Source organism: Mycolicibacterium obuense (genome assembly GCF_055397605.1).
On sequence record NZ_AP043663.1, the window covers coordinates 1,128,431 to 1,153,909 of the forward strand.

The 25,479-nt window shown below is 67.2% G+C and carries 28 protein-coding genes; 21 read left to right on the top strand and 7 right to left on the bottom strand.

Features of this window, described 5'->3' with window-relative positions; all coding sequences use genetic code 11:
* Window positions 1-54 precede the first annotated feature (54 nt).
* Genes ACZ50N_RS05390 through ACZ50N_RS05400 form a run of 3 tightly spaced genes read left to right on the top strand, consistent with a single transcriptional unit; the run spans window position 55 to window position 2,577 of the window.
* Window positions 55-843 carry a cutinase family protein gene (locus tag ACZ50N_RS05390; protein ID WP_046361139.1) on the top strand — a complete coding sequence of 263 codons (789 nt, stop codon included), beginning with the start codon at window positions 55-57 and terminating at the stop codon, window positions 841-843.
* 23 nt (window positions 844-866) lie between these two features.
* Window positions 867-1,694, top strand: coding sequence for an SHOCT domain-containing protein (locus tag ACZ50N_RS05395; protein ID WP_464474846.1), 828 nt, complete (start codon window positions 867-869; stop codon window positions 1,692-1,694).
* Between the two features lie 49 nt (window positions 1,695-1,743).
* Window positions 1,744-2,577 carry a mycofactocin-coupled SDR family oxidoreductase gene (locus ACZ50N_RS05400; RefSeq protein WP_464475595.1) on the top strand — a complete coding sequence of 278 codons (834 nt, stop codon included), beginning with the start codon at window positions 1,744-1,746 and terminating at the stop codon, window positions 2,575-2,577.
* On the opposite strand, the gene rocD is transcribed toward ACZ50N_RS05400, so the two are convergent.
* Together rocD and ddaH are read right to left on the bottom strand one after the other, a co-directional pair.
* Window positions 2,574-3,791, bottom strand: coding sequence for an ornithine--oxo-acid transaminase (gene rocD / locus ACZ50N_RS05405; RefSeq protein WP_464474847.1), 1,218 nt, complete (start codon window positions 3,789-3,791; stop codon window positions 2,574-2,576). The genes ACZ50N_RS05400 and rocD overlap by 4 nt on opposite strands.
* On the bottom strand, window positions 3,788-4,654 hold the full coding sequence (ddaH, locus tag ACZ50N_RS05410) for a dimethylargininase (RefSeq protein ID WP_464474848.1): 867 nt from the start codon (window positions 4,652-4,654) through the stop codon (window positions 3,788-3,790). The genes rocD and ddaH overlap by 4 nt, the downstream gene beginning before the upstream one ends.
* 118 nt (window positions 4,655-4,772) lie before the next feature.
* On the opposite strand from ddaH, the gene ACZ50N_RS05415 reads away from it, so the two are divergent.
* From ACZ50N_RS05415 to ACZ50N_RS05435, 5 genes are all read left to right on the top strand, one after another.
* Window positions 4,773-5,222 carry an Rv2324 family transcriptional regulator gene (locus ACZ50N_RS05415; protein ID WP_464474849.1) on the top strand — a complete coding sequence of 150 codons (450 nt, stop codon included), beginning with the start codon at window positions 4,773-4,775 and terminating at the stop codon, window positions 5,220-5,222.
* Window positions 5,223-5,265: 43 nt separating this feature from the next.
* Window positions 5,266-6,438 carry an NAD(P)/FAD-dependent oxidoreductase gene (locus ACZ50N_RS05420; protein ID WP_464474850.1) on the top strand — a complete coding sequence of 391 codons (1,173 nt, stop codon included), beginning with the start codon at window positions 5,266-5,268 and terminating at the stop codon, window positions 6,436-6,438.
* 127 nt (window positions 6,439-6,565) lie between these two features.
* Complete coding sequence (locus ACZ50N_RS05425; protein ID WP_464474851.1) at window positions 6,566-6,754, top strand: hypothetical protein; 189 nt, start codon at window positions 6,566-6,568, stop codon at window positions 6,752-6,754.
* 443 nt (window positions 6,755-7,197) lie between these two features.
* Complete coding sequence (locus ACZ50N_RS05430; RefSeq protein ID WP_464474852.1) at window positions 7,198-7,695, top strand: DUF4365 domain-containing protein; 498 nt, start codon at window positions 7,198-7,200, stop codon at window positions 7,693-7,695.
* The gene (locus ACZ50N_RS05435; protein ID WP_464474853.1) at window positions 7,683-9,014 is read left to right on the top strand and encodes a hypothetical protein; all 1,332 of its coding nucleotides are present in this window, start codon (window positions 7,683-7,685) and stop codon (window positions 9,012-9,014) included. Before ACZ50N_RS05430 ends, ACZ50N_RS05435 begins: the two co-directional genes overlap by 13 nt.
* Before the next feature lie 121 nt (window positions 9,015-9,135).
* Here ACZ50N_RS05435 and mftR read toward each other — a convergent pair whose 3' ends face one another.
* The gene (gene mftR / locus ACZ50N_RS05440; protein ID WP_464474854.1) at window positions 9,136-9,735 is read right to left on the bottom strand and encodes a mycofactocin system transcriptional regulator MftR; all 600 of its coding nucleotides are present in this window, start codon (window positions 9,733-9,735) and stop codon (window positions 9,136-9,138) included.
* A gap of 90 nt (window positions 9,736-9,825) precedes the next feature.
* On the opposite strand from mftR, the gene mftA reads away from it, so the two are divergent.
* The 7 genes from mftA (at window position 9,826) to mftG (ending at window position 16,227) form a co-directional block, all read left to right on the top strand.
* Entirely contained in the window at window positions 9,826-9,918 is a 93-nt protein-coding gene (gene mftA, locus ACZ50N_RS05445; RefSeq protein WP_073682527.1) for a mycofactocin precursor MftA, read from the top strand.
* Window positions 9,919-9,920: 2 nt separating this feature from the next.
* On the top strand, window positions 9,921-10,205 hold the full coding sequence (gene mftB / locus ACZ50N_RS05450) for a mycofactocin biosynthesis chaperone MftB (RefSeq protein WP_046361115.1): 285 nt from the start codon (window positions 9,921-9,923) through the stop codon (window positions 10,203-10,205).
* Entirely contained in the window at window positions 10,202-11,389 is a 1,188-nt protein-coding gene (gene mftC / locus ACZ50N_RS05455) for a mycofactocin radical SAM maturase (RefSeq protein WP_048424715.1), read from the top strand. Before mftB ends, mftC begins: the two co-directional genes overlap by 4 nt.
* A gap of 6 nt (window positions 11,390-11,395) precedes the next feature.
* The gene (mftD, locus tag ACZ50N_RS05460; protein WP_464474855.1) at window positions 11,396-12,571 is read left to right on the top strand and encodes a pre-mycofactocin synthase MftD; all 1,176 of its coding nucleotides are present in this window, start codon (window positions 11,396-11,398) and stop codon (window positions 12,569-12,571) included.
* Between the two features lie 79 nt (window positions 12,572-12,650).
* Complete coding sequence (gene mftE / locus ACZ50N_RS05465) at window positions 12,651-13,382, top strand: mycofactocin biosynthesis peptidyl-dipeptidase MftE (protein ID WP_046361118.1); 732 nt, start codon at window positions 12,651-12,653, stop codon at window positions 13,380-13,382.
* Window positions 13,379-14,794: a mycofactocin biosynthesis glycosyltransferase MftF gene (mftF, locus tag ACZ50N_RS05470; RefSeq protein WP_073682529.1), complete on the top strand. Its 1,416-nt coding sequence runs from the start codon at window positions 13,379-13,381 to the stop codon at window positions 14,792-14,794. The genes mftE and mftF overlap by 4 nt, the downstream gene beginning before the upstream one ends.
* 8 nt (window positions 14,795-14,802) lie before the next feature.
* Window positions 14,803-16,227 carry a mycofactocin dehydrogenase MftG gene (gene mftG / locus ACZ50N_RS05475; protein ID WP_464474856.1) on the top strand — a complete coding sequence of 475 codons (1,425 nt, stop codon included), beginning with the start codon at window positions 14,803-14,805 and terminating at the stop codon, window positions 16,225-16,227.
* On the opposite strand, the gene ACZ50N_RS05480 is transcribed toward mftG, so the two are convergent.
* On the bottom strand, window positions 16,217-17,773 hold the full coding sequence (locus ACZ50N_RS05480) for an MFS transporter (RefSeq protein WP_464474857.1): 1,557 nt from the start codon (window positions 17,771-17,773) through the stop codon (window positions 16,217-16,219). The two genes, mftG and ACZ50N_RS05480, sit on opposite strands and share 11 nt — an antisense overlap.
* 86 nt (window positions 17,774-17,859) lie before the next feature.
* Between ACZ50N_RS05480 and ACZ50N_RS05485 the strand changes: the two genes are divergently transcribed.
* Window positions 17,860-18,477 (top strand): TetR/AcrR family transcriptional regulator, encoded by a 618-nt coding sequence (locus tag ACZ50N_RS05485; protein WP_046361122.1) that lies wholly within the window; start codon window positions 17,860-17,862, stop codon window positions 18,475-18,477.
* Here the strand turns inward: ACZ50N_RS05485 and ACZ50N_RS05490 are convergent.
* Both ACZ50N_RS05490 and ACZ50N_RS05495 read right to left on the bottom strand, forming a co-directional pair.
* Complete coding sequence (locus ACZ50N_RS05490) at window positions 18,443-19,696, bottom strand: cytochrome P450 (protein WP_133413587.1); 1,254 nt, start codon at window positions 19,694-19,696, stop codon at window positions 18,443-18,445. The genes ACZ50N_RS05485 and ACZ50N_RS05490 overlap by 35 nt on opposite strands.
* A gap of 72 nt (window positions 19,697-19,768) precedes the next feature.
* Window positions 19,769-21,148 (bottom strand): FAD-dependent oxidoreductase, encoded by a 1,380-nt coding sequence (locus ACZ50N_RS05495; RefSeq protein ID WP_464474858.1) that lies wholly within the window; start codon window positions 21,146-21,148, stop codon window positions 19,769-19,771.
* A 53-nt stretch (window positions 21,149-21,201) separates the two neighbouring features.
* Here ACZ50N_RS05495 and ACZ50N_RS05500 point away from each other — a divergent pair, with 53 nt between their 5' ends.
* Window positions 21,202-22,794: a carboxylesterase/lipase family protein gene (locus tag ACZ50N_RS05500; protein WP_464474859.1), complete on the top strand. Its 1,593-nt coding sequence runs from the start codon at window positions 21,202-21,204 to the stop codon at window positions 22,792-22,794.
* Window position 22,795: 1 nt separating this feature from the next.
* Here ACZ50N_RS05500 and ACZ50N_RS05505 read toward each other — a convergent pair whose 3' ends face one another.
* Entirely contained in the window at window positions 22,796-23,266 is a 471-nt protein-coding gene (locus ACZ50N_RS05505) for a hotdog fold domain-containing protein (RefSeq protein WP_046362676.1), read from the bottom strand.
* Window positions 23,267-23,528: 262 nt separating this feature from the next.
* Between ACZ50N_RS05505 and rpsJ the strand changes: the two genes are divergently transcribed.
* Genes rpsJ through rplW form a run of 4 tightly spaced genes read left to right on the top strand, consistent with a single transcriptional unit; the run spans window position 23,529 to window position 25,460 of the window.
* Window positions 23,529-23,834: a 30S ribosomal protein S10 gene (rpsJ, locus tag ACZ50N_RS05510; protein WP_003883485.1), complete on the top strand. Its 306-nt coding sequence runs from the start codon at window positions 23,529-23,531 to the stop codon at window positions 23,832-23,834.
* 14 nt (window positions 23,835-23,848) lie between these two features.
* On the top strand, window positions 23,849-24,505 hold the full coding sequence (rplC, locus tag ACZ50N_RS05515; protein ID WP_043405756.1) for a 50S ribosomal protein L3: 657 nt from the start codon (window positions 23,849-23,851) through the stop codon (window positions 24,503-24,505).
* Complete coding sequence (gene rplD, locus ACZ50N_RS05520) at window positions 24,502-25,158, top strand: 50S ribosomal protein L4 (RefSeq protein WP_464474860.1); 657 nt, start codon at window positions 24,502-24,504, stop codon at window positions 25,156-25,158. Before rplC ends, rplD begins: the two co-directional genes overlap by 4 nt.
* Window positions 25,158-25,460 (top strand): 50S ribosomal protein L23, encoded by a 303-nt coding sequence (rplW, locus tag ACZ50N_RS05525; protein ID WP_046362678.1) that lies wholly within the window; start codon window positions 25,158-25,160, stop codon window positions 25,458-25,460. The genes rplD and rplW overlap by 1 nt, the downstream gene beginning before the upstream one ends.
* Window positions 25,461-25,479: the final 19 nt, after the last annotated feature.

Below are 25,479 nucleotides of genomic sequence, written 5' to 3' on the forward strand. Positions count from 1 at the left end.
AGTATTCGTTCTGTTGCTGCAGCTGCGGCCGCCGCGCTCGTCGGCGGCGCCGCGATGATCGGCCTGTCCGCCGGCACTGCCTCGGCTCAGCCGGGATGTCCTGACGTGCACTGGATCGGCGCCGCCGGGTCCGGTGAGCGCACTCCCGCCGACATCGCCGCCGATGACGGTATGGGCCGCGTCGTGAACTCCTCGTACCGTGATTTCGCCCAGCTCGTCCAGCAGAGCGGCCGCACGATCACCGCCGAAGCCGTCAACTACCCGGCTGTTCCCGTGCCCGCCGACGGCGGTGCGATGGAGTGGCTGGGCTTCATGGGCAGCGTCGACACCGGCGCGACTGCGCTCGGCGCGCAGTATGCCGCGTTCGTCGCACAGTGCCCGACGACGCAGGTGGTGCTCGCCGGCTATTCGCAGGGCGCGATGGTCGTGCACCGCAACCTGGCCGCACTGGAGCCCAGCCCCAACCTCGCCGCCGCCCTGCTGGTCGCCGACGGTGACCGCCTGCCTGCAGATCCGACGCTGAACCTGGGTTCGGTCAGCTCTATACCGGGACGTGGCAAGGGTGTCGCGCAGGACTGGCCGATCCTGGCCCATGCGCCGGCTCCGCTGACCCCGGTGATGGGCGCCCGCACGATCAGCGTCTGCGATCTCGGGGATGCGGTCTGCGACTATGACCCCGACGCCGAGGACGCCGAGAACCCGGCCGCAGTGGCGGTCCACACGAGCTATGCGCGCTCGCAGTCGTCGGTCGACGCCTGGGTGGCGCCGCTGTACCGGCTGGTGCAGCAGCGTCCCGTCCCTGTTCCCGACGCCAATCCTGTTCAGGTCCCGCCCGGAGCGTGAACGATCGGGTCATAATCTGACCCGTGGCGACACTCTGGCGCTATCTGAAGGTCCAGGCATTCGTGCTGCTTTGCGGCATCGTCGGGCCGATCTTCCTGGTGATCTATGTCGTCTCGGGCCGCGACCCGATGATGAGCTGGTTGTTGTGGGGCGGCCTGCTCATCACCGCGGTCGACATCCTCATCGCGCTGGGTATCACCAGCTTCGGCGCTCGGGCTGCGGCCAAGACCCAGGAGCTGGAGGCCAGCGGGGTACTCGCGCTGGCGCAGGTCGTCGGGATTCACGAGACGAACACGCGGATCAACGAACAGCCCCTGGTGAAGCTCGATCTGCGGGTCTCCGGGCCGGGGATCACGCCGTTCGCCACACAGGACAAGGTGGTCGCGTCGATGGGTCGGCAGCCGATGATCATGAGTCGCCGCCTCGTGGTGCTGGTCGATCCGGTCACCAACGACTACCAGATCGACTGGGAGCGAAGCGCCCTGATCAGTGGCCTGATGCCGGCGACGTTCTGGGTCTCCGACGACAACCGGACCTATGACCTGGCCGGCCAGGTGGAGCCGCTGATGGAGATCATGCAGGTACTCAAGGCCAACGGGATCGGCATCGACAGCATGGTCGACCTGCGGTCCAATCCTGCCGCGCGTCAGCAGGTGCAGGCCATCGTGAGGCGGGCGGCCGCGCAGCAGGCGCCGCCGCCGGTGCCGGTCACCCCTGCCGTTCAACCCATGGCACCCGCAGAGCCGACGACGGCACAGCGGCTCCAAGAACTCGAGACGTTGCGTGCGACGGGCACCATCAGCGAGGCCGAGTACACCGCCAAACGGCAGCAGATCATCGCCGAGCTCTAGGGACTAGAACGCGTTCTAGTTCTGCTGTTAGCCTGAGCCGGTGACATCACTGGAAGGGCGCGTTGCGCTGATCACCGGGGCCGCGCGTGGGCAGGGCCGTGCGCATGCCGTCAGGTTGGCCGCTGACGGCGCCGACATCATCGCGATCGACGTCTGCAAGGCGGTCACCGACACCGTCACCTATCCGATGCCCACCGCCGAGGATCTCGCCGAGACCGCGCGGCTGGTGGAAGAGGCCGGCCGCAAGGTGCTGACCCGCGAAGTCGACATCCGAGATCTCGCCGCGCAGCAGCAGCTCGTCGCTGACGGTATCGAGCAGTTCGGCAGGCTCGACATCGTGGTGGCCAACGCCGGCATTCTCAGCTGGGGCCGGATCTGGGAGATGTCGGAAGAGCAGTGGGACACCGTCATCGACGTCAATCTCAACGGGACGTGGCGCACCATCAAGGCTGCGGTGCCGGCGATGATCGAGGCGGGCAACGGCGGGTCGATCATCGTCGTCAGCTCGTCGGCCGGCACGAAGGCGACGCCGGGCAATGCCCACTATGCGGCGTCCAAGCACGGTCTGGTGGCGCTGACGAACGCGCTCGCGATCGAAGCCGGTGAGTTCGGCATCCGGGTGAACTCGATCCATCCGTATTCGATCGACACGCCGATGGTGCAGCCGGAGGCGATGATGGAGATCTTCGGGAAGTATCCCGCCTTCCTGCACAGCTTTTCGCCGATGCCGTATCACCCGGTGAACCACGACGGCAAGAAGGGTCTCAAGGAGTTCATGACTCCCGAGGAAGTGTCCGACGTGGTCGCGTGGCTGGCCGGCGACGGTTCGGCGACCATCTCCGGCTCGCAGATCGCCGTCGACCGGGGCACGGCCAAGTACTAGGCCAGCACCTCGGCCAATTGCTGTACGGCCCGGGTGATCTCGTCCTCGGTGACGACGATCGGAGGCGCGAAGCGCAGCGTCGAGCCGTGGGTGTCCTTGACCAGCACACCGCGCTCGGCCAGCCTCAGGCTGATCTGTTTTCCGGTGCCGTGCACCGGGTTGATGTCCACCCCTGCCCACAGTCCCTTGCCGCGCACGCTCAGCACACCGCGGCCGACGAGGGTCGTCAGCCGGGCATGCAGCACCTCGCCGAGTTCGGCTGCGCGGCGCTGGAATTCGCCGGTCGCGAGCAGCTCGACCACGGTGTGGCCGATCGCGGCGGCCAACGGGTTGCCCCCGAACGTCGACCCGTGCTCGCCCGGATGCAGCACACCCAGTACGTCACGGTCGGCGACCACCGCTGACAGCGGCACCACCCCGCCGCCGAGTGCCTTGCCCAGCAGGTAGACGTCGGGCGCGACTCCCCAGTGGTCGCAGGCGAACGTCGCGCCGGTGCGGGCCAAACCGGACTGGATCTCGTCGGCGATCATCAGCACGTTGTGCTGGGTGCACAGTGCGCGCACCCGCTGCAGGTAGCCGTCGGGCGGCACGATGATGCCGGCCTCACCTTGAATCGGCTCGAGCAGAACAGCGACGGTGTGGTCGTCGATCGCGGCGGCCAGGGCGTCGGCGTCACCGAACGGGACGGACCGAAAGCCGGGGGTGTACGGACCGAATCCGCGCCGCGCCGTCTCGTCGTCGGAGAAGCTGATAATCGTCGTGGTGCGACCGTGGAAGTTGTTGTGCGCGACGATGATGTTCGACGTGTCCGCAGGTACACCTTTGACGTCGTGGCCCCATTTGCGGGCGACCTTGATGCCGCTTTCGACGGCTTCGGCGCCGCTGTTCATCGGCAGCACCATGTCCTTGCCGCACAGTCCGGCGAGTGCGGCGCAGAACGGCGCGAGAGGCACGGCGTGAAAAGCGCGGCTCACCAACGTCACCCGGTCCAGTTGGGCGTGTGCGGCGGCGATGATGTCGGGGTGGCGGTGGCCGAAGTTCACCGCCGAGTACGCAGCCAGACAGTCCAGGTAGCGCCTGCCCTCGACATCGGTGATCCAGGCGCCGTCAGCGTGCGCGGCGACGACGGGCAGAGGCGCGTAATTGTGCGCGACATTGCGGCTGTCGAGCGCAATGGCGTCCTCGGTGCGGGTGGGGGCATGCATCGCGGTCATGAATGAACCTCCAGGGTGCAGCATTTCACCGAGCCACCGCCCTTGAGCAACTCGGACAGATCGACGCCCACCGGCCGGAATCCGTGCTGGCGCAATTGATCGGCGAAGCCGGTGGCGGCGGCGGGCATCACGACGTTGAGGCCGTCTGAGACGACGTTGAGGCCGAGGGCGTAGGCGTCGGCGCTGGCGACTTCGATGGCGTGGGGATAGAGCCTGCGCAGCGTGGCCAGTGAGTGGTCGGCGAACGCGGGCGGGTAGTACGCGATGCTCTCGTCGTCGAGAACGGCCAGCGCGGTGTCGAGGTGGTAGAACCGCGGGTCGACCAGTTCCAGGCTGACGAGCGGGACCTGGAGATGGTCGGCGACCTCGTGGTGGGCCCGTCGGTCGGTGCGGAATCCGTAACCGGCGAGGATCGTCGCGCCGACGAGCAGGAGATCGCCCTGGCCTTCGTTGGTGTGCCGGGTCTGCACGCTGACGAAGCCGTGATCGAGCATCCAGGCCGCGTGTGCCGGTGCCTCGCCGGCGCGTTCGGCGTGGGCGAAGCGGGCCACGACAGCGCGCCCGCCGACCGTCATGGCGCCGTTGGCGGCGTAGACCATGTCGGGGAGGCCAGGCGCCGGATCGACCTCGTCGACGGTGTGACCGAGGTCGATGTAGGCCTGCCGCAACGCTTCCCACTGGGCAACGGCGCGTGCGGTGTCGACGGGCGTGGACAGGTCCATCCACGGATTGATGACGTAGTCGACGGCGAAGTGGGTGGGGCGGATCATCACGAAGCGGCGATGCCGGGCGGTGCGGTCGACCGTCGTGTGGGGCCGCGTCTCGGGCAGTGGGAGGGCGGTGGCGGCAATGTCCATCGTCATGACTGCACGATATTTCGCGGTGGCTGACGCAATCAATCTTCAGATGTTGCGTGTCTACGCGCTGTTTGTTGTGCCAAACTCGTATCGGCGGCCGTTTGTTGCGTGGAGAGGGGAATCGGTGGCTGAGCGGTTGGATGAGACCGACGAACGGATCCTCGCGGAGCTGGCCGACAATGCTCGTGCGACATTCGCCGAGATCGGTCAGCGTGTGAACCTCTCGGCGCCCGCGGTCAAACGACGTGTCGATCGCATGCTGGACAGCGGGGTGATCCGCACCTTCACCACGGTCGTCGATCGCACCGCGCTCGGCTGGACGACCGAGGCCTACGTGCAGGTGTTCTGCCACGGCACGATCGCGCCGGACCAGCTGCGTGCCGCGTGGCAGGACATCCCCGAGGTGGTCAGTGCGGCCACGGTCACGGGCACGGCCGACGCCATGCTGCACGTGCTGGCCCGCGACATGCGTCATCTCGAAGAGGCGCTCGAGCGCATCAGGTCCAGTGCCGACATCGAACGCAGCGAGAGCATCGTCGTCCTGTCGAACATCATCGAGCGGGCCTTGAGCTGAGGGTGGCGCTCGGCGGCGCCTGCCGATGCGGTAGAACACCCTGATGAGCACTTCTGGTGTCGTGATCGTCGGAGGCGGTTTGGCGGCGGCTCGCACGGCTGAGCAGCTGCGCCGGGCGGAGTATGCGGGGCCGGTGACCATCGTCAGCGACGAGGAGCACCTGCCCTACGACCGGCCGCCTCTGTCCAAGGAGGTGCTGCGGGCCGAGCTCGACGAGACGACGCTGAAGCCGGCCGACTTCTACGCGGAGAAGGACATCACGCTCGTTCTCCGCAACGGTGCGCGCTCGGTGGACACTGCGGCGCAGACGGTGACGCTGGCCGACGGTTCACAGCTCGGCTACGACGAGCTCGTGATCGCGACGGGTCTGGTGCCCAAGCGCATTCGGTCGTTCCCTGATCTGGCCGGCATCCACGTGCTGCGCAATGTCGACGAGAGCCTGGCGCTGCGGCGTGAGTCGGCGGACGCGCGTCGCGCGGTGGTCATCGGTGCTGGCTTCATCGGCTGTGAGGTCGCGGCGAGCCTGCGCACCCTGGGTGTCGACGTGGTACTCGTCGAACCTCAACCGGCCCCGCTGGCATCAGTGCTGGGCGAGCAGATCGGCGCCCTGGTGACGCGGTTGCACAAGGCCGAGGGCGTGGACGTGCGGTGCGGCGTCGGCGTCGATTCCGTGACCGGGGACTCCCGGGTGCGCTCGGTGACCCTGTCGGACGGTGAGCAGATCGACGCCGACCTCGTGGTCGTGGGCATCGGGTCCCATCCGGCCACCGACTGGCTCGAGGGCAGCGGCATCGCGGTGGACAACGGCGTGGTGTGCGATCACGCCGGCCGCGCCAGTGCGCCGCACGTCTGGGCGATCGGAGACGTCGCGTCCTGGCGCGATGAGACCAAAGGCCAAGTGCGGGTAGAGCATTGGAGCAATGTCGCCGATCAGGCGCGGGCTCTGGTACCCGCACTGCTGGGTCAGGACGCGCCCGCCGCGGTCTCCGTGCCGTACTTCTGGAGCGACCAGTACGACGTGAAGATCCAGGCGCTGGGTGAGCCCGAGGCCGCTGATGTCGTGCACGTGGTCGAGGACGATGGCCGCAAGTTCCTGGCCTACTACGAGCGCGACGGTGTCGTCGTGGGCGTCGTCGGCGGTGGGATGCCCGGCAAGGTCATGAAGGTGCGGGCGAAGATCGCTGCGGGTGCACCGATCAGCGATCTGCTCGGCTGACCTACGGGGCTGCGCGCCCGCCGGAGTTATCCCCACATCGAGTTTCATCCACAGGCGGCGGCCCGGGGCGCTCTCGCGGGCCGAATCGTCTGCGCAGGGCGGCATACTGAGAACCATGTTTAAACACATGTTCGCCGACGTCGCCGACGAAGCTTTGGTGGGCGCGATCGAGCAAGCCGCAAGGGACGAGGCTCAGGCTGCGGCCCGCCGGTTGGCCGCCATCGCCGAATTGACCCGGCGCCGTGTCGATGGTTCGACGTTTCAAAGACGTCATCCCGATACGCCCTGCACCCGCACTATGTCCTTCCTGTCTTAGCTGCCGCCTGGGGAGGTCAGCGAGATCGTGCCCCGGTATGCTGCGCCGCGCAGTATTGTTGCGCTTCATCGTATTTGACTGCGACGTCGCCTAAAGCGGCGACGAAACCAGCACGCATCGCGCGGCTCGAGGACTGCCAGTCGGAGGGGGGTTGAGATAGGAGGTGGCATCAAAGATTGCGACGGGGTGGCTACCGGACTTCTTGTCGCCACCGACCTCCAGACGATGACGAAGATCTCAACATGAGTGCGTCGCAGCATTAGCCTTGGCCTTTTCTTCAGGCGCTCAGCGCTGCCCCAGAAATCGACGTGGCCAGCAGTTCGTGTTCCTCTGCTGAATCGGAAAGGCGCGGGATACAGTCCCAGGATGGGGGCGAGCAACTAAACATGACTCAGGCGCGCATAGTCAGCACATTGCCGGACGATTCTCTTTCGGAATCGACTATGAAAGAACAGCTGAGCTTGGCTTACGCCAAGATGTTGGCCGCTGCAGCGGGATGCTCCGTCGCGGGCTACACGACTGATGAGGATGCGATCGATATCTCGATTAGGTCATCAGCGGAGTACGCCTATAGGGACGGCCCGCAACTGGACATCCAGCTCAAGTGCACTGGCCAAGACGTCGTGCGTCAGCATCACATCGCGTGGAGACTCGATGAGCGAACGCACGGAAAGCTGATCAAAACGAAGAGAACGTGTCCGATAATCTTGGCCGTTCTCGTCGTCCCCCATGCGCTCAACGATTGGCTTGAAATCGACGAGACGAAGCTGATGACTAAGAGTGTTATGTATTGGGTCAACGGGGTCGACATCCCGAAGGCCTTCCCTGCAGGTCAGGACAAGATGACCGTGCAACTGCCGAAGAAGAATAGGCTGACGAGAGACTCGCTGCTGGGGATTATGCACGAGATTGGCGAGGGGAGTCCGGGATGGCGGACGTAGATCTCTTCTCTGATGATCAAATTCCCCCATCCGCACTCAAGCGATTTCTAGCCGCCAATAGTTGGCTGATTGTTGAAGACCGGTCCCGTGAGTGGGAGGTATGGCGCGCCCCGTCAGGGCTTCCGTCAATGATGGTGACTTTAGTCTTCGATGAGGAGTACGACGACTACAACCAGCGCCTCGCCGAAGCGGTAGAGGGCATCATGCGCGTCTATAAGCTCACTATCAGTGAGCTCTCCGAGCGGATCACTGCGCTATCGGCCGATCTGTTCTTCTTTCGGATACAACAGGATTCCGTCGACGGCACGATTTCCTTCAGACAGGCGCAGCGGGCATTAGAAAGCATTGCTGTGATGGTGCGTGCGGCCGCGACGACCGTTGCGAATCCGTCGCACTCGCATCAAGGGCGGAGACCGGCCGAGGTTGATGAGTTCCTAGCCGAGGATTTGCGTCTTGGGCACACCAAGCGGGGGAGTTTTGTAGTGACTGCGGCAGCGAGGATCGAGCGCGCCGTCGCTGTCGAGCCAGGCTCTGCTCACGAGAATCCAGCACACGACGACGCACCAGCAGCGCCGGAAGTTCCATCAAACGAACAGATCGACTCAGCTCCCGCCCACGGAACAGCCGTTCCGCCGTTTGCGCGTCGTGTTATGACGACGCTTTCAAGAAGCCTTGAGGCTGCCAAGAATGTCGCGGAGAAGAAGGCGCCGGTAAACACAGCAGTAGAAAAAGGCCTGAGTTTGGAGATGGCAGAAGCTTTGGAACGCTTCTCCAAGGAAGAGGGCGTTCAGGCGATCGAGGTCTCTTTCGACTGGTCCGATGCCGTACCGCCGCCCCCGATCGACGAAGTGCCGTCACTAATTACGTTCGATCGACCGACTCTAGAACTTATTCCGCAGGTCGCTGACACGCTGCAAGATCGCCAGGATCCTGTACGCGAAACTCTGACCGGACCAGTAACCCTGCTGTCAAGAAACTTGGCCGAAGAGGAAGCAGCAGAGAGTGGTGAGGTTGCCTTGATGGCCGAAGTAAACGGCCGTGTGCGCAAAGTATTCGTCGAATTGACAGGCCGCGCACACGAGTTCGCTATTCAGGCTTACCGCGACCGATTCCCAATCACCGTCACCGGCGACCTTGTGAAGAAGAGATCTTGGCAGCTCCAGGGTTATATCGAGATGGACGTGGAGGCAGCGGAACTTCTGGCCTCCAGATCGTCGCAGAGGCAAACGCCCAGTCTCCCCGCTGCCGCCGAGGATGATTCGGCGGCACCCTCGCCCCCGGGCCTTGAAACGCAGGCAGACGGAGACGGCGGGGCCTAAAGCCGCCCGGTTGGAGACGCGCCTAGACCCGAACAGCACTGGTGGACCACGCCTGTAAGCGAAATTGGCGCAGAAGCGTGGGATCTGCACAGCGGCAGTGGATCCGCCATCCAGAGGCGGCTTAGATCTGAGCCTCCAGGCCCGCCAACCCGCCGGCCAGCAGGTCGAAGGCGCCGCCCAGCGCAGCAGCCAGCGATACCGACTCGTCAGCGAGCCACTGTTCGTAGGCCGTCAGCGCCACCGCAAGCATCGTCCAGGCCACCGTCTGCGGGACCAGGTCGGCGGGGGAAATCTGGAGGCGGCGCGCGACATACGCGGCCACCACCGCCCGCCAGCCCGCGTACATCGTCATCGAATACGCCTGCAGCGCTTCGGTTTCCAGGATCAACCGCATCCGCTGCCGGTGTCGGTCGGCATCGTCGAAATCGTTGAACGCCAGGAGTGCCTCGCGCAGCGCCTCGTGAATCGGGGCGGCGGGATCGGTGGCGGCCAGCAGTCCCTGCATCAGACCGAGGTGAGCGTCGAAGTCGCCCCACGGCAGGGCGTTCTTCGACGGGTAGTACCGGAACAGGGTCCGGCGGGCGATCCCCGCGGCCGTCGCGACGTCGTCGACGCTGACCTCGTCGAAACCACGCTCGGTGAACAGGTCTATCGCGACCGCACTGATGTGCTCCCAGCTGGTCGACCGGCGACGGCCGACACGTGCTTTCTCGGTTGGCATCGGCACCCCTCTTCCATTTCGGCACCCGGTGCCTTATTGTTGCGATCTGCGTCACAAAAGTCGAGCCCCACCGAACAGAAAGGCAGCGCCATGGAGCCGAGTCAGCACACCGAGAACGACGAACTGGTCACCGAGAGCCTGGTCGAAGAGGTCTCCATCGACGGGATGTGCGGGGTCTACTGATCATGACCGCGCCGACTTTCGATCCGGACCAGCGCTGGCGGCTGCATCCGCAGGTGGCCGTCCGGCCCGAGCCGTTCGGCGCGCTGCTCTACCACTTCGGGACCCGCAAGCTGTCGTTCCTGAAGAACCGGACGATCGTCGAGGTGATCAACTCGCTGTCTGATCACCCCGACGCTCGATCCGCCTGTCACGCAGCAGGACTCGAAGACGACCAACTGACGCCGTACCTGCACGCCATGGGTGTGCTGGTCTCGTCGAACATGCTCATCGCAGGAGAAGACCGATGACCGTCACCGCACCCGTGCCCCGGCTCGTCGACCAGTTCGAACGTGGCCTCGACGCCCCGATCTGCCTGACGTGGGAACTCACCTACGCCTGCAACCTGTCCTGTGTGCACTGCCTGTCCTCGTCGGGCAAGCGCGATCCGCGCGAGCTGACCACCCAGCAGTGCAAGGACATCATCGACGAGCTCGAGCGCATGCAGGTCTTCTACGTCAACATCGGTGGCGGCGAGCCGACGGTGCGGTCGGATTTCTGGGAGCTCGTCGACTACGCCACCGCCCACCATGTCGGGGTCAAGTTCTCCACCAACGGCGTGCGCATCACCGAGGAGGTGGCCGCGAAGCTCGCTGCCAGCGACTACGTCGACGTGCAGATCTCGCTGGACGGCGCGACCGCCGAGGTCAACGACGCGGTCCGCGGCCCGGGCAGCTTCGCCATGGCCACCCGCGCGCTGGAGAACCTGCGCGCGGCAGGCTTCACCGACGCCAAGATCTCCGTCGTCGTGACCCGTCACAACGTCGATCAGCTCGACGAGTTCAAAGCTCTGGCCGACTCCTACGGCGCCACGCTGCGCATCACCCGGCTGCGGCCGTCGGGCCGTGGCGCCGACGTCTGGGACGAACTGCACCCCACCGCCGCGCAGCAGGTCCAGCTTTACGACTGGCTGGTCGCCCACGGCGAACGCGTGCTCACCGGCGACTCGTTCTTCCACCTGTCCGGGCTCGGCGAGCCCGGCGCGCTTGCCGGGTTGAATCTCTGCGGCGCCGGCCGCGTGGTCTGCCTGATCGATCCGGTCGGCGACGTCTACGCCTGCCCGTTCGCCATCCACGACCAGTTCCTGGCCGGAAACATTCTCACCGACAACGGTTTTCAGAGTGTGTGGCAGAACTCCGAGCTCTTCCGCGAGCTCCGGGAGCCGCAGTCGGCCGGCGCGTGTGGCAGCTGCGGGCACTACGACGCCTGCCGCGGCGGCTGCATGGCCGCGAAGTTCTTCACCGGTCTTCCTCTGGACGGCCCCGACCCCGAATGCGTGCAGGGCTACGGCGAACCCGCCTTGGCCGCGGATCGGACCAAGCCCAAGTCCAGCGTCGACCACTCCCGCAGCGGCGGCCGCACCCCCAAGGGCCCCATTCCGCTCACCCTGCTGAGCGCCCCTCCGAAGAAGTTCTGCAACGAAAGTCCGGTCTAGCTCATCATGGCTCGTGATACCTGGTTCGAAACTGTCGCCATCGCCCAGCAGCGGGCCAAGAAGCGTCTGCCGAAATCGGCGTACTCATCGCTGATCTCCGCCAGCGAGAAGGGGATCACGGTCGGCGCCAACGTCGAGTCGTTCTCCGAACTCGGCTTCGCGCCGCACGTCATCGGCGCCACCGAGAAGCGCGACATGGCGACAACCGTGATGGGACAGGACATTTCGCTGCCTGTGATCATCTCGCCGACCGGGGTGCAGGCGATCGATCCCGACGGTGAGGTGGCCGTCGCACGCGCCGCCGCTGCCCGGGGCACCGCCATGGGCCTGTCGTCGTTCGCGAGCAAGCCCATGGAGGAGGTGACGGCGGTCAACGACAAGATCTTCTTCCAGATCTACTGGCTCGGCAGCCGCGACGAGATCCTCGCCCGCATGGAGCGGGCCCGCGCCGCCGGTGCCAAGGGCCTGATCTTGACCACTGACTGGAGTTTCGCCCACGGCCGGGACTGGGGCAGCCCCAAGATCCCGGAGCGGATGGATCTGAAGACCATGATCCGGATGTCTCCGGAGGTTATGACCAAGCCGCGGTGGTTCTACAGCTTCGCCAAGCACCTGCGGCCCCCTGACCTGCGCGTTCCCAACCAGGGCCGCCGCGGCGAGACCGGCCCGACGTTCTTCGAGGCCTACGGCCAGTGGATGGGTACCCCGCCCCCCACCTGGGAGGACGTCGCCTGGCTGCGCGAACAGTGGGGCGGGCCCTTCCTGCTCAAGGGCACCGTGCGCGTCGACGACGCCAAACGTGCTGTCGATGCGGGCGTTTCGGCTCTCACGGTGTCCAATCACGGCGGCAACAACCTCGACGGCACGCCCGCCGCGATCCGCTGCCTCCCCGCGATCGCCGACGCCGTCGGTGACCAGGTCGAGGTTTTGCTGGACGGCGGGATCCGGCGGGGTAGCGACGTCGTCAAGGCCGTTGCTCTGGGGGCCCGGGCCGTGATGATCGGGCGGGCCTATCTGTGGGGTCTGGCGGCCAACGGGCAGGCCGGTGTGGAGAACGTCCTCGACATCATGCGTGGCGGCATCGACTCCGCGTTGATTGGCCTGGGCAAGTCGTCGATCCACGACCTGACCCGCGACGACGTCCTGATTCCCGAGGGTTTCACTCGCACGCTGGGGGTGTGACGGACGGGGCGCGAGGTGATGCCCTGATCGATGGCGGAAATCTCTTGCCACGCATGCGCCAACAACTGGCGCACGGCAGGTGAATTCGGCCTACCATGCTCGCGTGGCTTCACCCCACGAGCTCGGGAACTCGACGTCGAGACAACTGCAGGATTCCGCGTCCGCGCTCGTCGTACCCGTCGGATCCACCGAGCAGCACGGCCCTCATCTGCCGCTGGACACCGATACCCGCATTGCGGCCGCCGTGGCTGACGCTCTCGTCAACCGGTTACCCGGACCCTGGCTGGTTGCTCCCGCGATCGCCTACGGCGCCAGCGGTGAGCACGAGGGATTCGCCGGAACGGTCTCCATTGGCACACCGGCTCTGACAAAACTTCTCGTCGAGTTCGCCCGATCGGCGTGTCGGTGGGCTCCGCGGGTCGTGTTCGTCAACGGCCACGGGGGCAACGTCACCGCACTCCGGGAAGCCGTCGCACTGCTGCGTTATGAGGGCCGCGACGTCGCGTGGTGCTCGTGTGTGGCGCCCGGCGGCGACGCACACGCCGGCCACACGGAAACATCTGTATTGCTACATATTTCACCTGGTTTGGTGCGAGAGGATCTGCGGGTACCGGGAAATCGGGCGTCGTTGGCGGAGTTGATGCCGCAGATGCGTCGAGGGGGGGTGGCCGCCGTCAGTTCGCTGGGTATCTTGGGTGATCCGACGACGGCGACGGCGGAAGAAGGGGGCAGGATCTTTGCTGGAATGGTTGACGCCGGGGTTGACCGGATCGCTCGCTGGGCACCTGACGGCGAGGGGATGTTGAGGTGACGGGACAGCGACTGCCCGACGGTTTCGCTGTCCAAGTTGATCGGCGCGTGCGCGTGCTGGGGGAGGGCGCGGCGCTCCTGGGCGGCTCGCCGACCCGCTTGTTGCGGCTGGCGCCTGCCGCACAGACCATGCTCAACGGTGGCCGGCTCGAGGTGCATGACGCGGTCAGTGCTCAGCTGGCGCGCACCCTGCTCGACGCGACGGTCGCTCATCCGCGCCCGCTGAGTGGTCCGTCGCACCGCGATGTCACCGTCGTGATCCCGGTGCGGGACAACCCGTCCGGACTTCTGCGCCTTCTCAGCGCATTGCGCGGCCTGAAAGTCGTCGTGGTCGACGACGGATCGGCAGTTCCTCTGCACGAGAACGACTTCCGGGACGCCCACTGTGACGTCCGACTGCTCCGGCTGGACCGCAACCGCGGGCCCGCCGCGGCCCGCAACGCCGGCCTGATGGCATGTGACACCGACTTCGTGGCCTTCCTGGATTCCGATGTCGTGCCGCGACGCGGCTGGCTCGAAGCACTGCTAGGACATTTCTGCGATCCCGCGGTCGCGCTGGCCGCACCGCGCATCGTCGCGCTGCAACCCTCCGACAGCGCCGTCGCGCGGTACGAGGCCGTCCGGTCATCGCTGGACCTCGGCTTGCGCGAGGCGCCGGTGGTGCCGTTCGGCACGGTCTCCTACGTACCCAGCGCCGCGATCATCTGCCGGCGCAGCGCGCTGCTCGACGTGGGTGGTTTTGACGAGACGTTGACCTCCGGTGAGGACGTCGACCTGTGCTGGCGGCTCAACGAGGCCGGCGCCCGGCTGCGCTACGAGCCGATCGCCCTGGTGGCCCACGACCACCGGGTGGAACTGCGAAAGTGGTTCGCGCGCAAGTCTTTCTACGGTGGATCGGCGGCACCGCTGTCGATTCGCCATCCGGGCAAGACGGCGCCGCTGGTGATTTCGGGGTGGACCCTGGTGGTCTGGCTCCTGATCGCTCTGGGATCGCGGCTCGGGTACCTGGGGTCGGTGGCGGTGGCGGTGTTCACGGGCCGGCGGATCGCCAGGTCGCTGGCCAGCGTGCGCACCGAACCCATGGAGGTGGCCGTCGTGGCGGCTCACGGTCTGTGGTCGGCGGCGCTGCAGTTGGCCTCGGCGATCTGCCGGCACTACTGGCCGGTGGCCATGCTGGCCGCGGTGTGCTCGCGGCGCTGCCGGCAGGTGGTCGTGGTGGCCGCGGTCCTCGACGGCGTCTTCGACTGGGCCACCCGCGGACACAGTGGCACCGACGACGACGTCAAGCGGGTCGGCATTCTCACCTTTCTGTTGCTCAAGCGACTCGATGACATCGCCTATGGCCTCGGCCTGTGGACCGGGGTGATCCGGGAGCGCCACGCCGGCGCGCTCAAGCCGCAGATCAGAACCTGACGTCCGCGTTGGCCGACGTTCTGATCATCGGGGCAGGCAGCGCCGGTTCCGTACTGGCGGAACGGCTCTCGGCCGATGAACGCACCACGGTCACCGTGGTCGAGACCGGTCCGGCGCCGACCGATCCCCGGGTGCGGCGGCAGATCACCGATGCACTGCGCCTGCCGCTCGGCGAGGCGAGCGGGGTGGTGCGGTGGTACACGGCGGTGCTCACCGAGGAGCCGCGCCGCTTGGCGCAGATCATGCGCGGTGCCGTCGTGGGGGGCTCCGGCGCTGTCAACGGCGGTTACTTCTGCCGGGCGTTGCCGGCCGACCTCGACGGCTGGGCGCTGCCGGGTTGGAGCTGGCGCGACGCACTCCCGCATTTCACCGCGATCGAACGCGATCTCGATTTCCCCGGCGGCCTGCACGGTGACCGCGGCCCGATCACCGTTCGCCGGGTCGCTGAGTTCGACGGGTGCACAGTGTCGTTCGTCCGGTCGGCGCAGGACGCGGGATTCGCCTGGGTGGAGGATCTGAACGGATCGAGCCCGCAGGCGCCGGTGCCACCCGGCGTGGGCGCCGTGCCGCTGAACATCGACCGGGGCACCCGGGTCGGGCCAGGCGGCGCATTTCTCGAACCGGCGATGGGCCGGCCCAACCTGACGGTGCTCACCGACACCCGGGTGCTGCGCCTGCGCTTCGACGGACCCCGCGCGGTCGGTGCCGAATGCATCGGGCCGGACGGTCCGGCGGTGCTCGATGCGGATCGGGTGGTGGTCAGCGCCGGCGCACTCGGTTCTGCGCACCTGCTGATGCTCTCCGGCATCGGACCCGCGGCCCCGCTGAGTGCGGTCGGGGTGCGGGTCGTGGCCGACCTCCCGGTGGGCGTCGACACGGTCGACCATCCGGAGTGGGTGCTTCCCGTCAGTTGGTCCGCCACCCATGGCGTACCACCGCTGGAGGCGGTGTTGACCACCGAGGACGGTATCGAGATCCGGCCCTACACAGCGGGTTTCGGTGCGATGACCAGCGAGCGACGCGACGACCCGACCGACCGTCCCCACCTCGGAGTGACCCTGATGAGGCCGGCTTCGCGGGGCCGCGTGACGCTGGTGTCGGCGGACCCGTTCGTCGATCCGCTCGTCGAGCAGAGGTACGACACCGCGCCCGCCGATGTCGAGCTGCTGCGCCGGGGCGCTGACCTCGCCACCGAGATCGCCGGTGGCACAGTGCAATCCGAGCCGTCGTGGGCCACGTCGCAGCATCTGTGCGGTACCGCCAGGATGGGTCGCGACGGAGATCCCGCCGCGGTGCTCGACAGTCGGTGCCGCGTCCTCGGCGTCGACGGACTCTGGGTGGTGGACGGTTCCATCCTGCCCGCCATCCCCAGTCGCGGACCCCACGCGACGATCGTGATGGCCGCGCACCGCGCGGCCGAGTTCATCTCCTGAACAGCTGCGTGCCGTCGCGACCCGGCGCCCATGCGGCGACGACAACGGCGGCGAAGACGATGACCCCGGCGAGTGCCAGCAGTGCGTGATCGGAGGCCTGCACGAACGCCGAGCGTGCCGCCTCCCGCAGCGCGGCGCCCTGCGGGCCCAGGCGATCCGACAGGGCGAGCGCGTAGGCCAGCGAGTCGGTGGCGGTGTCGCGGACCTGTGGCGGGAATGCCGACAGCTGCGGGGCGAGTGCGTTGCGGTAGGAGGCGGCCAGAATCGATCCGGCAACGGCGATGCCCACCGCGGCGCCGACCTCGCGCGTCGCGTCGTTGACTGCCGATGCCACGCCCTGCTTGTCGTCCGGAACGGCATTCATGATCGCCGTCGTCGTGGGGGCGGTACACAGGCCGACGCCGGAGGCGATCACCAGCATGGGCCACATCACGTCGAGGTACACCGCATCGGCACCGGCCAGCCGCATGCAGAGCAACCCGACCGCGATCAGCAGCAAGCCGATCGTGACCGTCCACCGCAGGCCCAACTTCGGGAGGTACAGATGCGCTGTCGCACTCAGCACCAGGACGGGCGCCACCAGTGGCGACAGCGCGAATGCGGTGGACAGCGGGGAGTAGCCCATCACCAGTTGCAGGAACTGCATGGCGAGAAAAAAGAAGCCGAACATGGCGAGGAACATGAACGTGATGCCGAAGGCGCCGGTCGCGAAATCGGGCCTGGTGAACAATCGGACGTCGAGAAGAGGGTGGCGACGGCGCAGCTGGACGACAGCGAAGGCGACGGCCAGCACGATTCCCAGGGCGAACCCGCCGAGCACCAGCGGGTCGGTCCAGCCCCGGATCGGAGCCTCGACCACCGCCACGACGAACACCGCGAGTGCACCGCCGATCAGCGCGGCGCCCAGCCAGTCGATCGGGGTCGCTGTCTGATCGCGGGAGCTGCCGATGGTCAGCGCGAGGACGAAAGTCGCCGCCGCGGCGATGGTGAGCGCGACGAACACGGACTGCCACGAGAAGTGCCGCAGCAGAAGGCCGGTGCCCAGAAAGCCCACCACAGCACCGGATCCGGCCACCCCGGCCCAGATCCCGACGGCCTTGGTTCGTTCTGATCTCGGGAACGCGGCCGTCAGGAGCGACAGCGTCGCGGGCATGACGAAGGCCGCGCCGACGCCGGCGGCGGCCCGCGCAGCGATCAACGCCACGGGACTGTCGAAGACTGTCGGTGCAGCCGAGGCGAGTCCGAAGATCACCACGCCCAGCAGCAGCGCGCCGCGCCTGCCGTAGCGATCGCCGAGGGCTCCGGCGGGCAGCAGCAGGCAGGCCAGCGCGAGGGTGTAGCTGTCGACGATCCATGTCAGCTGCGCCTGATTGGCCGCAGTCTCGACGGCGATGTCGGGCAGGGCGGCGTTGAGGGCGACCATCGAGCCCATCACCAGCAGCAGGGCCAGGCTGGTCACGGTGAGCAGCCAGCGTCGTCCCCACGGTGAGAGAGCGGCGATCCCGCCGTCGATATCCTGGTCGGGCGGCGTGCTCGTGTCTGTCATGGACTCTCTCTCGCCGGGATTTCGAGACTAACAGTCTCGGTGCAAGACCGATAGTCTCTTTACCCGACGACGAGAAAGGACATGCCATGACGGCCGGCGGTGGTGACCCGAGGCCGGCCCGTTCGCGCGCGCGATTGATGGAGGCCGCGACGGCTCTGCTGCGCTCGGGAGGTCCGAGCGCGGTGACGATCGACGCGGTCACCCGGCATGCCAACGTCGCGCGTGCCACCCTGTACCGGCACTTCCCGAGCTCGAATGACCTTGTCGCAGCGGCGTTCATGAGCCTGATTCCGCCGGCGCCCATGCCGCCCCCGGACGGCACTCTGCGCGAGCGTCTCATCGCCGTCGTCGGCGGATGGGCCGACGCCATCGCCGAGGCGCCGACGCTGCTGACCGCCATGGCGTGGCTCTCCCTGGGGCCCGACATCGCCGAAGTGCCCACCGCCGGCGGAGCGGTCGGTTCGCTGCGCGAGCGCATCGCCGAGCAGTACTCGGCGCCCTTCGATGCCATCTTCGACAGCCCGGACGCGCCGGAGCATCTCGGCCGCGTCGACAGAACGACGGCGTTCGCGCTGCTGATCGGCCCGCTGGTGTTCGGCAGGATCAGCACGCTGTCCGAATTCGATTACCGCGCAACGGCTATCGCGGCAGTCGACGGCTTCCTCGCGGTCAGCGCACGGAGTAGCGGATCGGCAGGTGCTTGAGCCCGCCGACGAACGTCGTCGCGGCCAGTTCCGGCTCCCCGGCCAGCTCGATCGATTCGAGTCGCGGTACCAGCTCGGTGAACAGGCTGTTCATCTCCATGCGGGCCAGTGCGGCGCCCAGGCAGAAGTGCACGCCGTAGCCGAAGGACACGTGCCGATTCGGGTCGCGGGCGATGTCGAACCGGAACGGTTCGTCGAAGATCTCTTCGTCCCGGTTGCCCGAGACGTAGGCCAGATAGACCGATTCGCCCTGGGCGATCGGCACCCCGCGCACCGTGGTGTCCTCGGCGGCGGTCCGCATGAACTCCTTGACCGGCGTGGTCCAGCGGATCATCTCCTCGACCGCCGTCGGCATCAGATCCATGTTCTCCCGTAGCCGATCCAGCTCGCCCGGGTTCTCGATCAGCGCGAGCAGTCCGCCGGAGATCGCGTCCTTGGTGGTGTCGTGGCCGGCGCTGGCGACGATCACGTAGTAGGACGCGGTGTCGATGTCGGAGAGGGGCTCGCCGTCGATCCGGCCGTTCGCGATCGCCGAGGCGAGGTCGTCGGTCGGAGTCTCCCGACGCGACGCGGTCAGCGTCGAGAAATAGGTGAAGAAATCGAGCAGAACCGCCATCTGCTCCTCGGGGCTGACACCGCGCTTGTACTCGTCGTCGTCGCCGCCGAACATCTCCTGGGTCAGCGCGTGCATGCGGCCGTAGTCCTCCTCGGGCAACCCGAGCAGGGACATGATCACGTACAGCGGGAACTGCACTGCGATGTCGGTGACGAAATCGCATTCGGGACCGATGTCGCGCATCCGGTCGACATAGCGCTTGGCCAACTCGTCGACGCGGATCTTCAGATCGCGCATCGCCTTGGGGCGGAACCAGTCGGCGCCGATAGAGCGCACCTTGCGATGGTGCGGATCGTCCATGTGGATCAGCGTGCGCAGACCCATGCCGGCCTCCATCTGCTGGGCCATGTAGTCGTCGGCGGCAGCGGTGGCCAGCAGCGGGCGGGGCTCGGAGAGCCACAGATCGTTCGCGCGCTCGATGGCCATGATGTCGGCGTGCTTGGTGATCGCCCAGAACGGGCGGTAGGGATGGTTGTCGACCCAGGCCACGGGCTCGTTGGCGCGCAGATGAGCGAGTGCTGCGTGCAACCGGGCGTCGTCGGCGTATGCCGTCGGGTCGGCCAGGACTTTCGCTGCGTCGTCCATCGTGCGTGGGTCGCTCATTCGCATCTCCTCGGGTGCTTGACGCCTGTCAATTCAGCATTCTATGTGACGGGCGCCACGCTCCATGGCAGATCAGGTGAGCGCGCCGAGAAGCTGGTTGAACGCCTCGGTCATCGAGGGGTGCGTGTAGATCTCATCGCGCAGTTGGCTCGCCGTGATGCGGTGGCGGATGGCGAGCGCGACGACGTTGATGACCTCGTGCGAATCGTGGCTGAGCAGTGCGGCGCCGAGTATCTGATCCGTGTCCGCGTCGACGACGACCTTCATCATGCCCTCGGGCTGTCCGACGATTCGTGCGCGCGGCACGGTGGCCATCTTCGCCACCGGCAGCGCAGCGACCTTCACGCGGTGGCCGTCGGCGCGGGCCGCGCGCTCGGTCAGTCCGACGCGCGCGAGCGGCGGAGTCATGAACAACACGTAGGGCACCGCCACCCGATCGGCGGTGCTCCGCCGACCCGTCCCGTCGAGTTGGTCGAGGACCACGCGGTAGTCGTCCAGTGAGACGTAGGTGAACTGAGGTCCGCCGTTGACGTCGCCGACGACGAAGATGTGCGGCTGGTTCGTGCGCAGGTGTTCGTCGACGACGACGGACCCGTCGGCGCGGGTGTCGACCCCGGCCCGGTCCAACCCGAGTTCGGCGGTGACCGGGCGGCGGCCGAGTGCGACCAGGATGCGGTCGCCCTGGACCGACGCCGATACTCCGTCGACCTCGTAGTGCACTGTTGCGCCGTCGACGGCGGTGACGGCGGCCGAGGTGACGATATGGACCCCGGCGGCCGCCAGCAGCTCGGTGGCCGCGGCTGCGACATCGTCGTCCTCCTGGCCGAGGATGGCCGGATGCCGTTCCAGGACAGTCACTTCCGCGCCGTACCTGGCGTACATCGCCGCGAACTCCAGGCCGACGTAGCCTCCGCCGAGGACCACGAGCTGCCGCGGAAGCTCTTCGGTCACAAGCAGGTCCGTGCTCGTCACCACGCGGTCGTTGCCGTGCAGCCCGGGGATGTCCGGCACCACGGGTTCCGATCCGGTGCCGATGACGATGTGCTCACCGGTCACGATGACCTCCCCGTCCGCGGTCTGCACCGAGACGGTGTGGGCGTCGACGAACGAAGCTGAGCCCGTGAGCACGTCGACGGTCGGCAGGCTGTCCAGCATCGCGAAGTTCTTCGCCCGCAGATCGGCGGTCAGGTCGGCCGTCGTATGCACCGCGTGGGTGTAAACCCCGGGATCGGGAGGATGGCCCGCCCCCGTCTGCTGAAGGTGCTCGGCCTGGAACACCAGCGACTTGGTGGGTACGCAGCCGATGTTGATGCAGGTGCCGCCGTACATCTGGGCTGACTGTTCGATCATCACGACGCGTCGACCCCGGGCTCCGAGTGCGGCCGCGAGCGTCTTGGCCCCCTTGCCGAAGCCGATGGTCACCAGATCGGCCTCGAACTGCCGTATCGCCATGTCGGGTCCTCTCGTCGAGTTGTCCATCATCATCGCCATCTAGGCTCGCGGCTGTGCGATGGACGCGGCTGCTTGCCAGCCTTACAGCCCTCCTGTCGGCAGTGGTGCTGCTGGCCGGCTGCGTCCGCAGTGACGGACAGAGCGAGGCCGCGTCGGCTCCGCCCGCCGACCCGGCCGTGGTGCAGATCGCGTCGGGCACCCTGCGCGGCGTCGTCGCGCCAGATCACCGGCTCTTTGCCGACATCCCGTACGCCGCCCCGCCCGTCGGGCCGCTGCGCTTCGCCGATCCGCAGCCGCCGGCCCCGTGGCCGGGCGTCCGCAACGCCACGACATTCGGTCCGCGCTGCATGCAGAGCCTGGGCGGGGATCTCGAACTCGGCCGCCAGACCGACGAGGACTGTCTGAGCCTCAACGTCTGGACGCCGCCCGCGCCGGCGTCACAGCCGCGTCCGGTGATGGTGTGGATTCACGGCGGGGCGTTCGTCAACGGCAGCGGCCGCATCTACGACGCACACCGGCTGGCCGCCCGCGGCGACGTCATCGTCGTCACTCTCAACTACCGGCTCGGCGCCCTGGGCTTCCTGGCCCACCCCGCGCTGGGCCCGCCCGGTCAGGTCGGCAACTACGGGCTGGCCGATCAACAAGCGGCGCTGCGGTGGGTCCGCGACAACATCGCCGCGTTCGGCGGTGACCCCGACCGCGTGACGATCGCGGGGGAGTCCGCAGGCGGAATGTCGGTCTGCGATCACCTCGTCGCACCCGGCTCGCGGTGCCTGTTCTCGGCGGCCATCATCCAGAGTGGGCCGTGCCAGGCGCAGGCGGTGCTGCCGGCCGGGCAGGACCGGTCGCTGGCCTACGCGGCCGATCACGGGTGCGCCGACCCCGCCGCGGCCGCGCAATGCCTGAGGTCGCTGCCCGCCGACGCGCTGCGTGAGCCGGTGTGGCTCTACGGCATAGGGGACGACCAGCTCAGTGGCCCGGTCACAGGTTCGGCCGCGCTGCCGGTGGACCCTGTGCGGGCGATCGGCGGTCCCGACGCGCAGCGGGTTCCGGTGCTGATCGGCACCACCCGCGACGAGTTCACCCTGTTCGTCGGCATGCAGTACCTCCGCGACGGGGTGCGCTACGGGCCGCAGGATTACCCGCGGCTGCTGACCGGCGCGTTCGGGCGCAACGCCCGCGCCGTCGAGGAGCGCTATCCGTTGTCGGCCTACCCGGACGTTCCGCTCGCATACTCCGCGGCCGTCACCGACGGCGTCTTCTCCTGTCTCGGTGACCGGTTGGCGCGCGCGATCCGCGACGACCCGGTCTACTTCTACGAGTTCAACGACCGCGCCGCCCCGGCCCCCGAACCGCTGAAGACCCTGCCGTTCCCCGTCGGCGCGAGCCACTCTCTGGAACTGCGATACCTCTTCGACGTAGGGCCCGCGCTGCCGCTCGATCCCGCACAGCAGAAGCTGGCCGACCAGATGATCGACTACTGGGCGTCGTTCGTGAAGAACGCGTCGCCCGACACCGACGGTCAGCCGCGGTGGGACGCGTTCGGTGACGGCAACCGGGTGATGTCGCTGCAACCCGACGGCAGCCGCATGGCAGACACGTTCCGTGCGACCCACCAGTGCGACTTCTGGGACGGCATCTCCTAGCTCAGGCGGGAGTGACCCAGCAGGTGATGTCGGCGTGCACCACCTCGACGCCGTTGTCGTCGACGACGCTCACCGGGATCACGAGCTCGACACCCTCGGTGATCTGGGTGAAGTCCAGCGGATCGAGTCGCGCCGTCGCGCGCAGTGACGTCGTCGCCTTCTGCAGGTAGGCGACGGTCATCGATTTCGGGATCCATCGGTGCGTCGTCGGCACCGTCGCCTCCATCAGCATCCCCATCGCGGCCTCTGCCGCGTTGCACGACGCGATCGCGTGCACCGTGCCCAGGTGGTTGTGGAGGAAGAACCACTTGGGCACCGACACCTCGGCCACGCCCGGCTCCATCCGCCGGACGTGGGGGAGGATCGAGGCGAAGTAGGGCACTCGGGCCATGGCGGCCAGCGAGAACAGCCGGGATCCGCCGGGCACCCGGTCGAGCTGCTGCCAGGCGCGGTAGGTGGGAGAACTCGTCACGACCGCGACCTTACTCTTGGGTAAGTTCGGTCTGACCAGGGATTTGGAGCACGCGCCGATCTGAGGCATACTGTTCGGGTTGCCTTGAGCCGGGTTCGCCTGGCCCTGGCATGCGACTGGCGCCCCTCGCGGGGCGCGTCCGGTCCCCCATCCGTGTACGGGCGACACACCCGACCGCGGGGGCCGGTGAACCACAGACAGGTAAACAGCGGCGGCACAGCCAGGCCCTTCGAGGGCCCGTTAGTAGTGAGGTAGGAGAAGCGTGGCGGGACAAAAGATCCGCATCAGGCTCAAGGCCTACGACCATGAGGCGATTGACGCCTCTGCGCGCAAGATCGTCGAGACGGTCACCCGGACGGGAGCGAGTGTGGTCGGCCCGGTGCCGCTGCCGACCGAGAAGAACGTGTACTGCGTCATTCGGTCCCCGCACAAGTACAAGGACTCGCGGGAACACTTCGAGATGCGCACCCACAAGCGGTTGATCGACATTCTCGACCCCACGCCGAAGACGGTCGACGCGCTGATGCGCATCGACCTGCCGGCCAGCGTCGACGTCAACATCCAGTAGGAGAACCCAGAAAAATGGCTAGACAAGGCATTTTGGGCACCAAGCTGGGCATGACGCAGGTGTTCGACGAGAACAACAAGGTCGTGCCGGTGACGGTCGTCAAGGCCGGGCCCAACGTCGTGACGCGCATCCGCACCCCGGAGCGCGACGGCTACAGCGCGGTGCAGCTCGCCTACGGCGAGATCAGCCCCCGCAAGGTCACCAAGCCGGTGACCGGTCAGTTCGCCGCCGCCGGGATCAACCCGCGCCGGCATCTCGCCGAGCTGCGCCTGGAGAACGAGGCCGCGGCCGCCGAGTACGAGGTCGGCCAGGAGCTGACCGCCGAGATCTTCGCCGACGGCGCATACGTCGACGTGACCGGCACCAGCAAGGGCAAGGGCTTCGCGGGCACCATGAAGCGCCACGGCTTCAAGGGTCAGGGCGCCAGCCACGGTGCGCAGGCCGTGCACCGCCGGCCGGGCTCGATCGGTGGCTGCGCCACCCCGGGCCGCGTGTTCAAGGGCACGCGCATGTCGGGCCGCATGGGTAGTGACCGTGTGACCACGCAGAACCTGAAGGTGCACAAGGTGGACGCCGAGAACGGCGTGCTGCTGATCAAAGGCGCCGTCCCCGGTCGTAACGGTGGACTGGTCGTTGTCCGCAGCGCAATCAAGCGAGGCGAGAAGGCATGACACTCAACATTGATGTTCAGACCCCGGCCGGCACGAAGGACGGCTCGATCGAGCTGCCCGCCGAGCTGTTCGACGTCGAGCCCAACATCGCGCTGATGCACCAGGTGGTGACGGCTCAGCTCGCCGCCAAGCGCCAGGGCACGCACGCGACCAAGACGCGTGGCCAGGTCTCCGGTGGTGGCAAGAAGCCCTACCGCCAGAAGGGCACCGGCCGCGCCCGCCAGGGCTCGACTCGCGCGCCGCAGTTCACCGGTGGTGGCGTCGTGCACGGCCCGCAGCCGCGCGACTACAGCCAGCGCACGCCCAAGAAGATGATCGCCGCTGCCCTGCGCAGCGCGCTGTCAGACCGGGCACGCAACGACCGCATCCACGCGATCACCGAGATCGTCGAGGGCCAGGCGCCGTCGACCAAGAGCGCGAAGTCGTTCCTGGCGACGCTGACCGATCGCAAGCAGGTCCTGGTCGTGATCGGCCGCACCGACGAGAACAGCGCACTGAGCGTGCGCAATCTGCCTGGCGTGCATGTGATCTCGCCGGACCAGCTGAACACCTACGACGTGCTCAAGGCCGACGACGTGATCTTCAGCGTCGAGGCGCTCAACGCGTACATCGCAGGCGCAACCAAGAAGACGGATAGTGAGGTGTCGGCCTGATGGCTACCGTGACCGATCCCCGCGACATCATCCTGGCCCCGGTGATCTCGGAGAAGTCCTACGGGCTCATCGAGGACAACGTGTACACGTTCGTCGTGCACCCGGACTCGAACAAGACACAGATCAAGATCGCCGTCGAGAAGATCTTCAACGTCAAGGTCGCCTCGGTGAACACCGCCAACCGGCAGGGCAAGCGCAAGCGCACCCGCACCGGTTTCGGCAAGCGCAAGGACACCAAGCGCGCGATCGTGACGCTCGCCGCGGGCAGCAAATCCATCGATCTGTTCGGAGCGCCGGCCTAGTCCGGCAGGGAGATACACA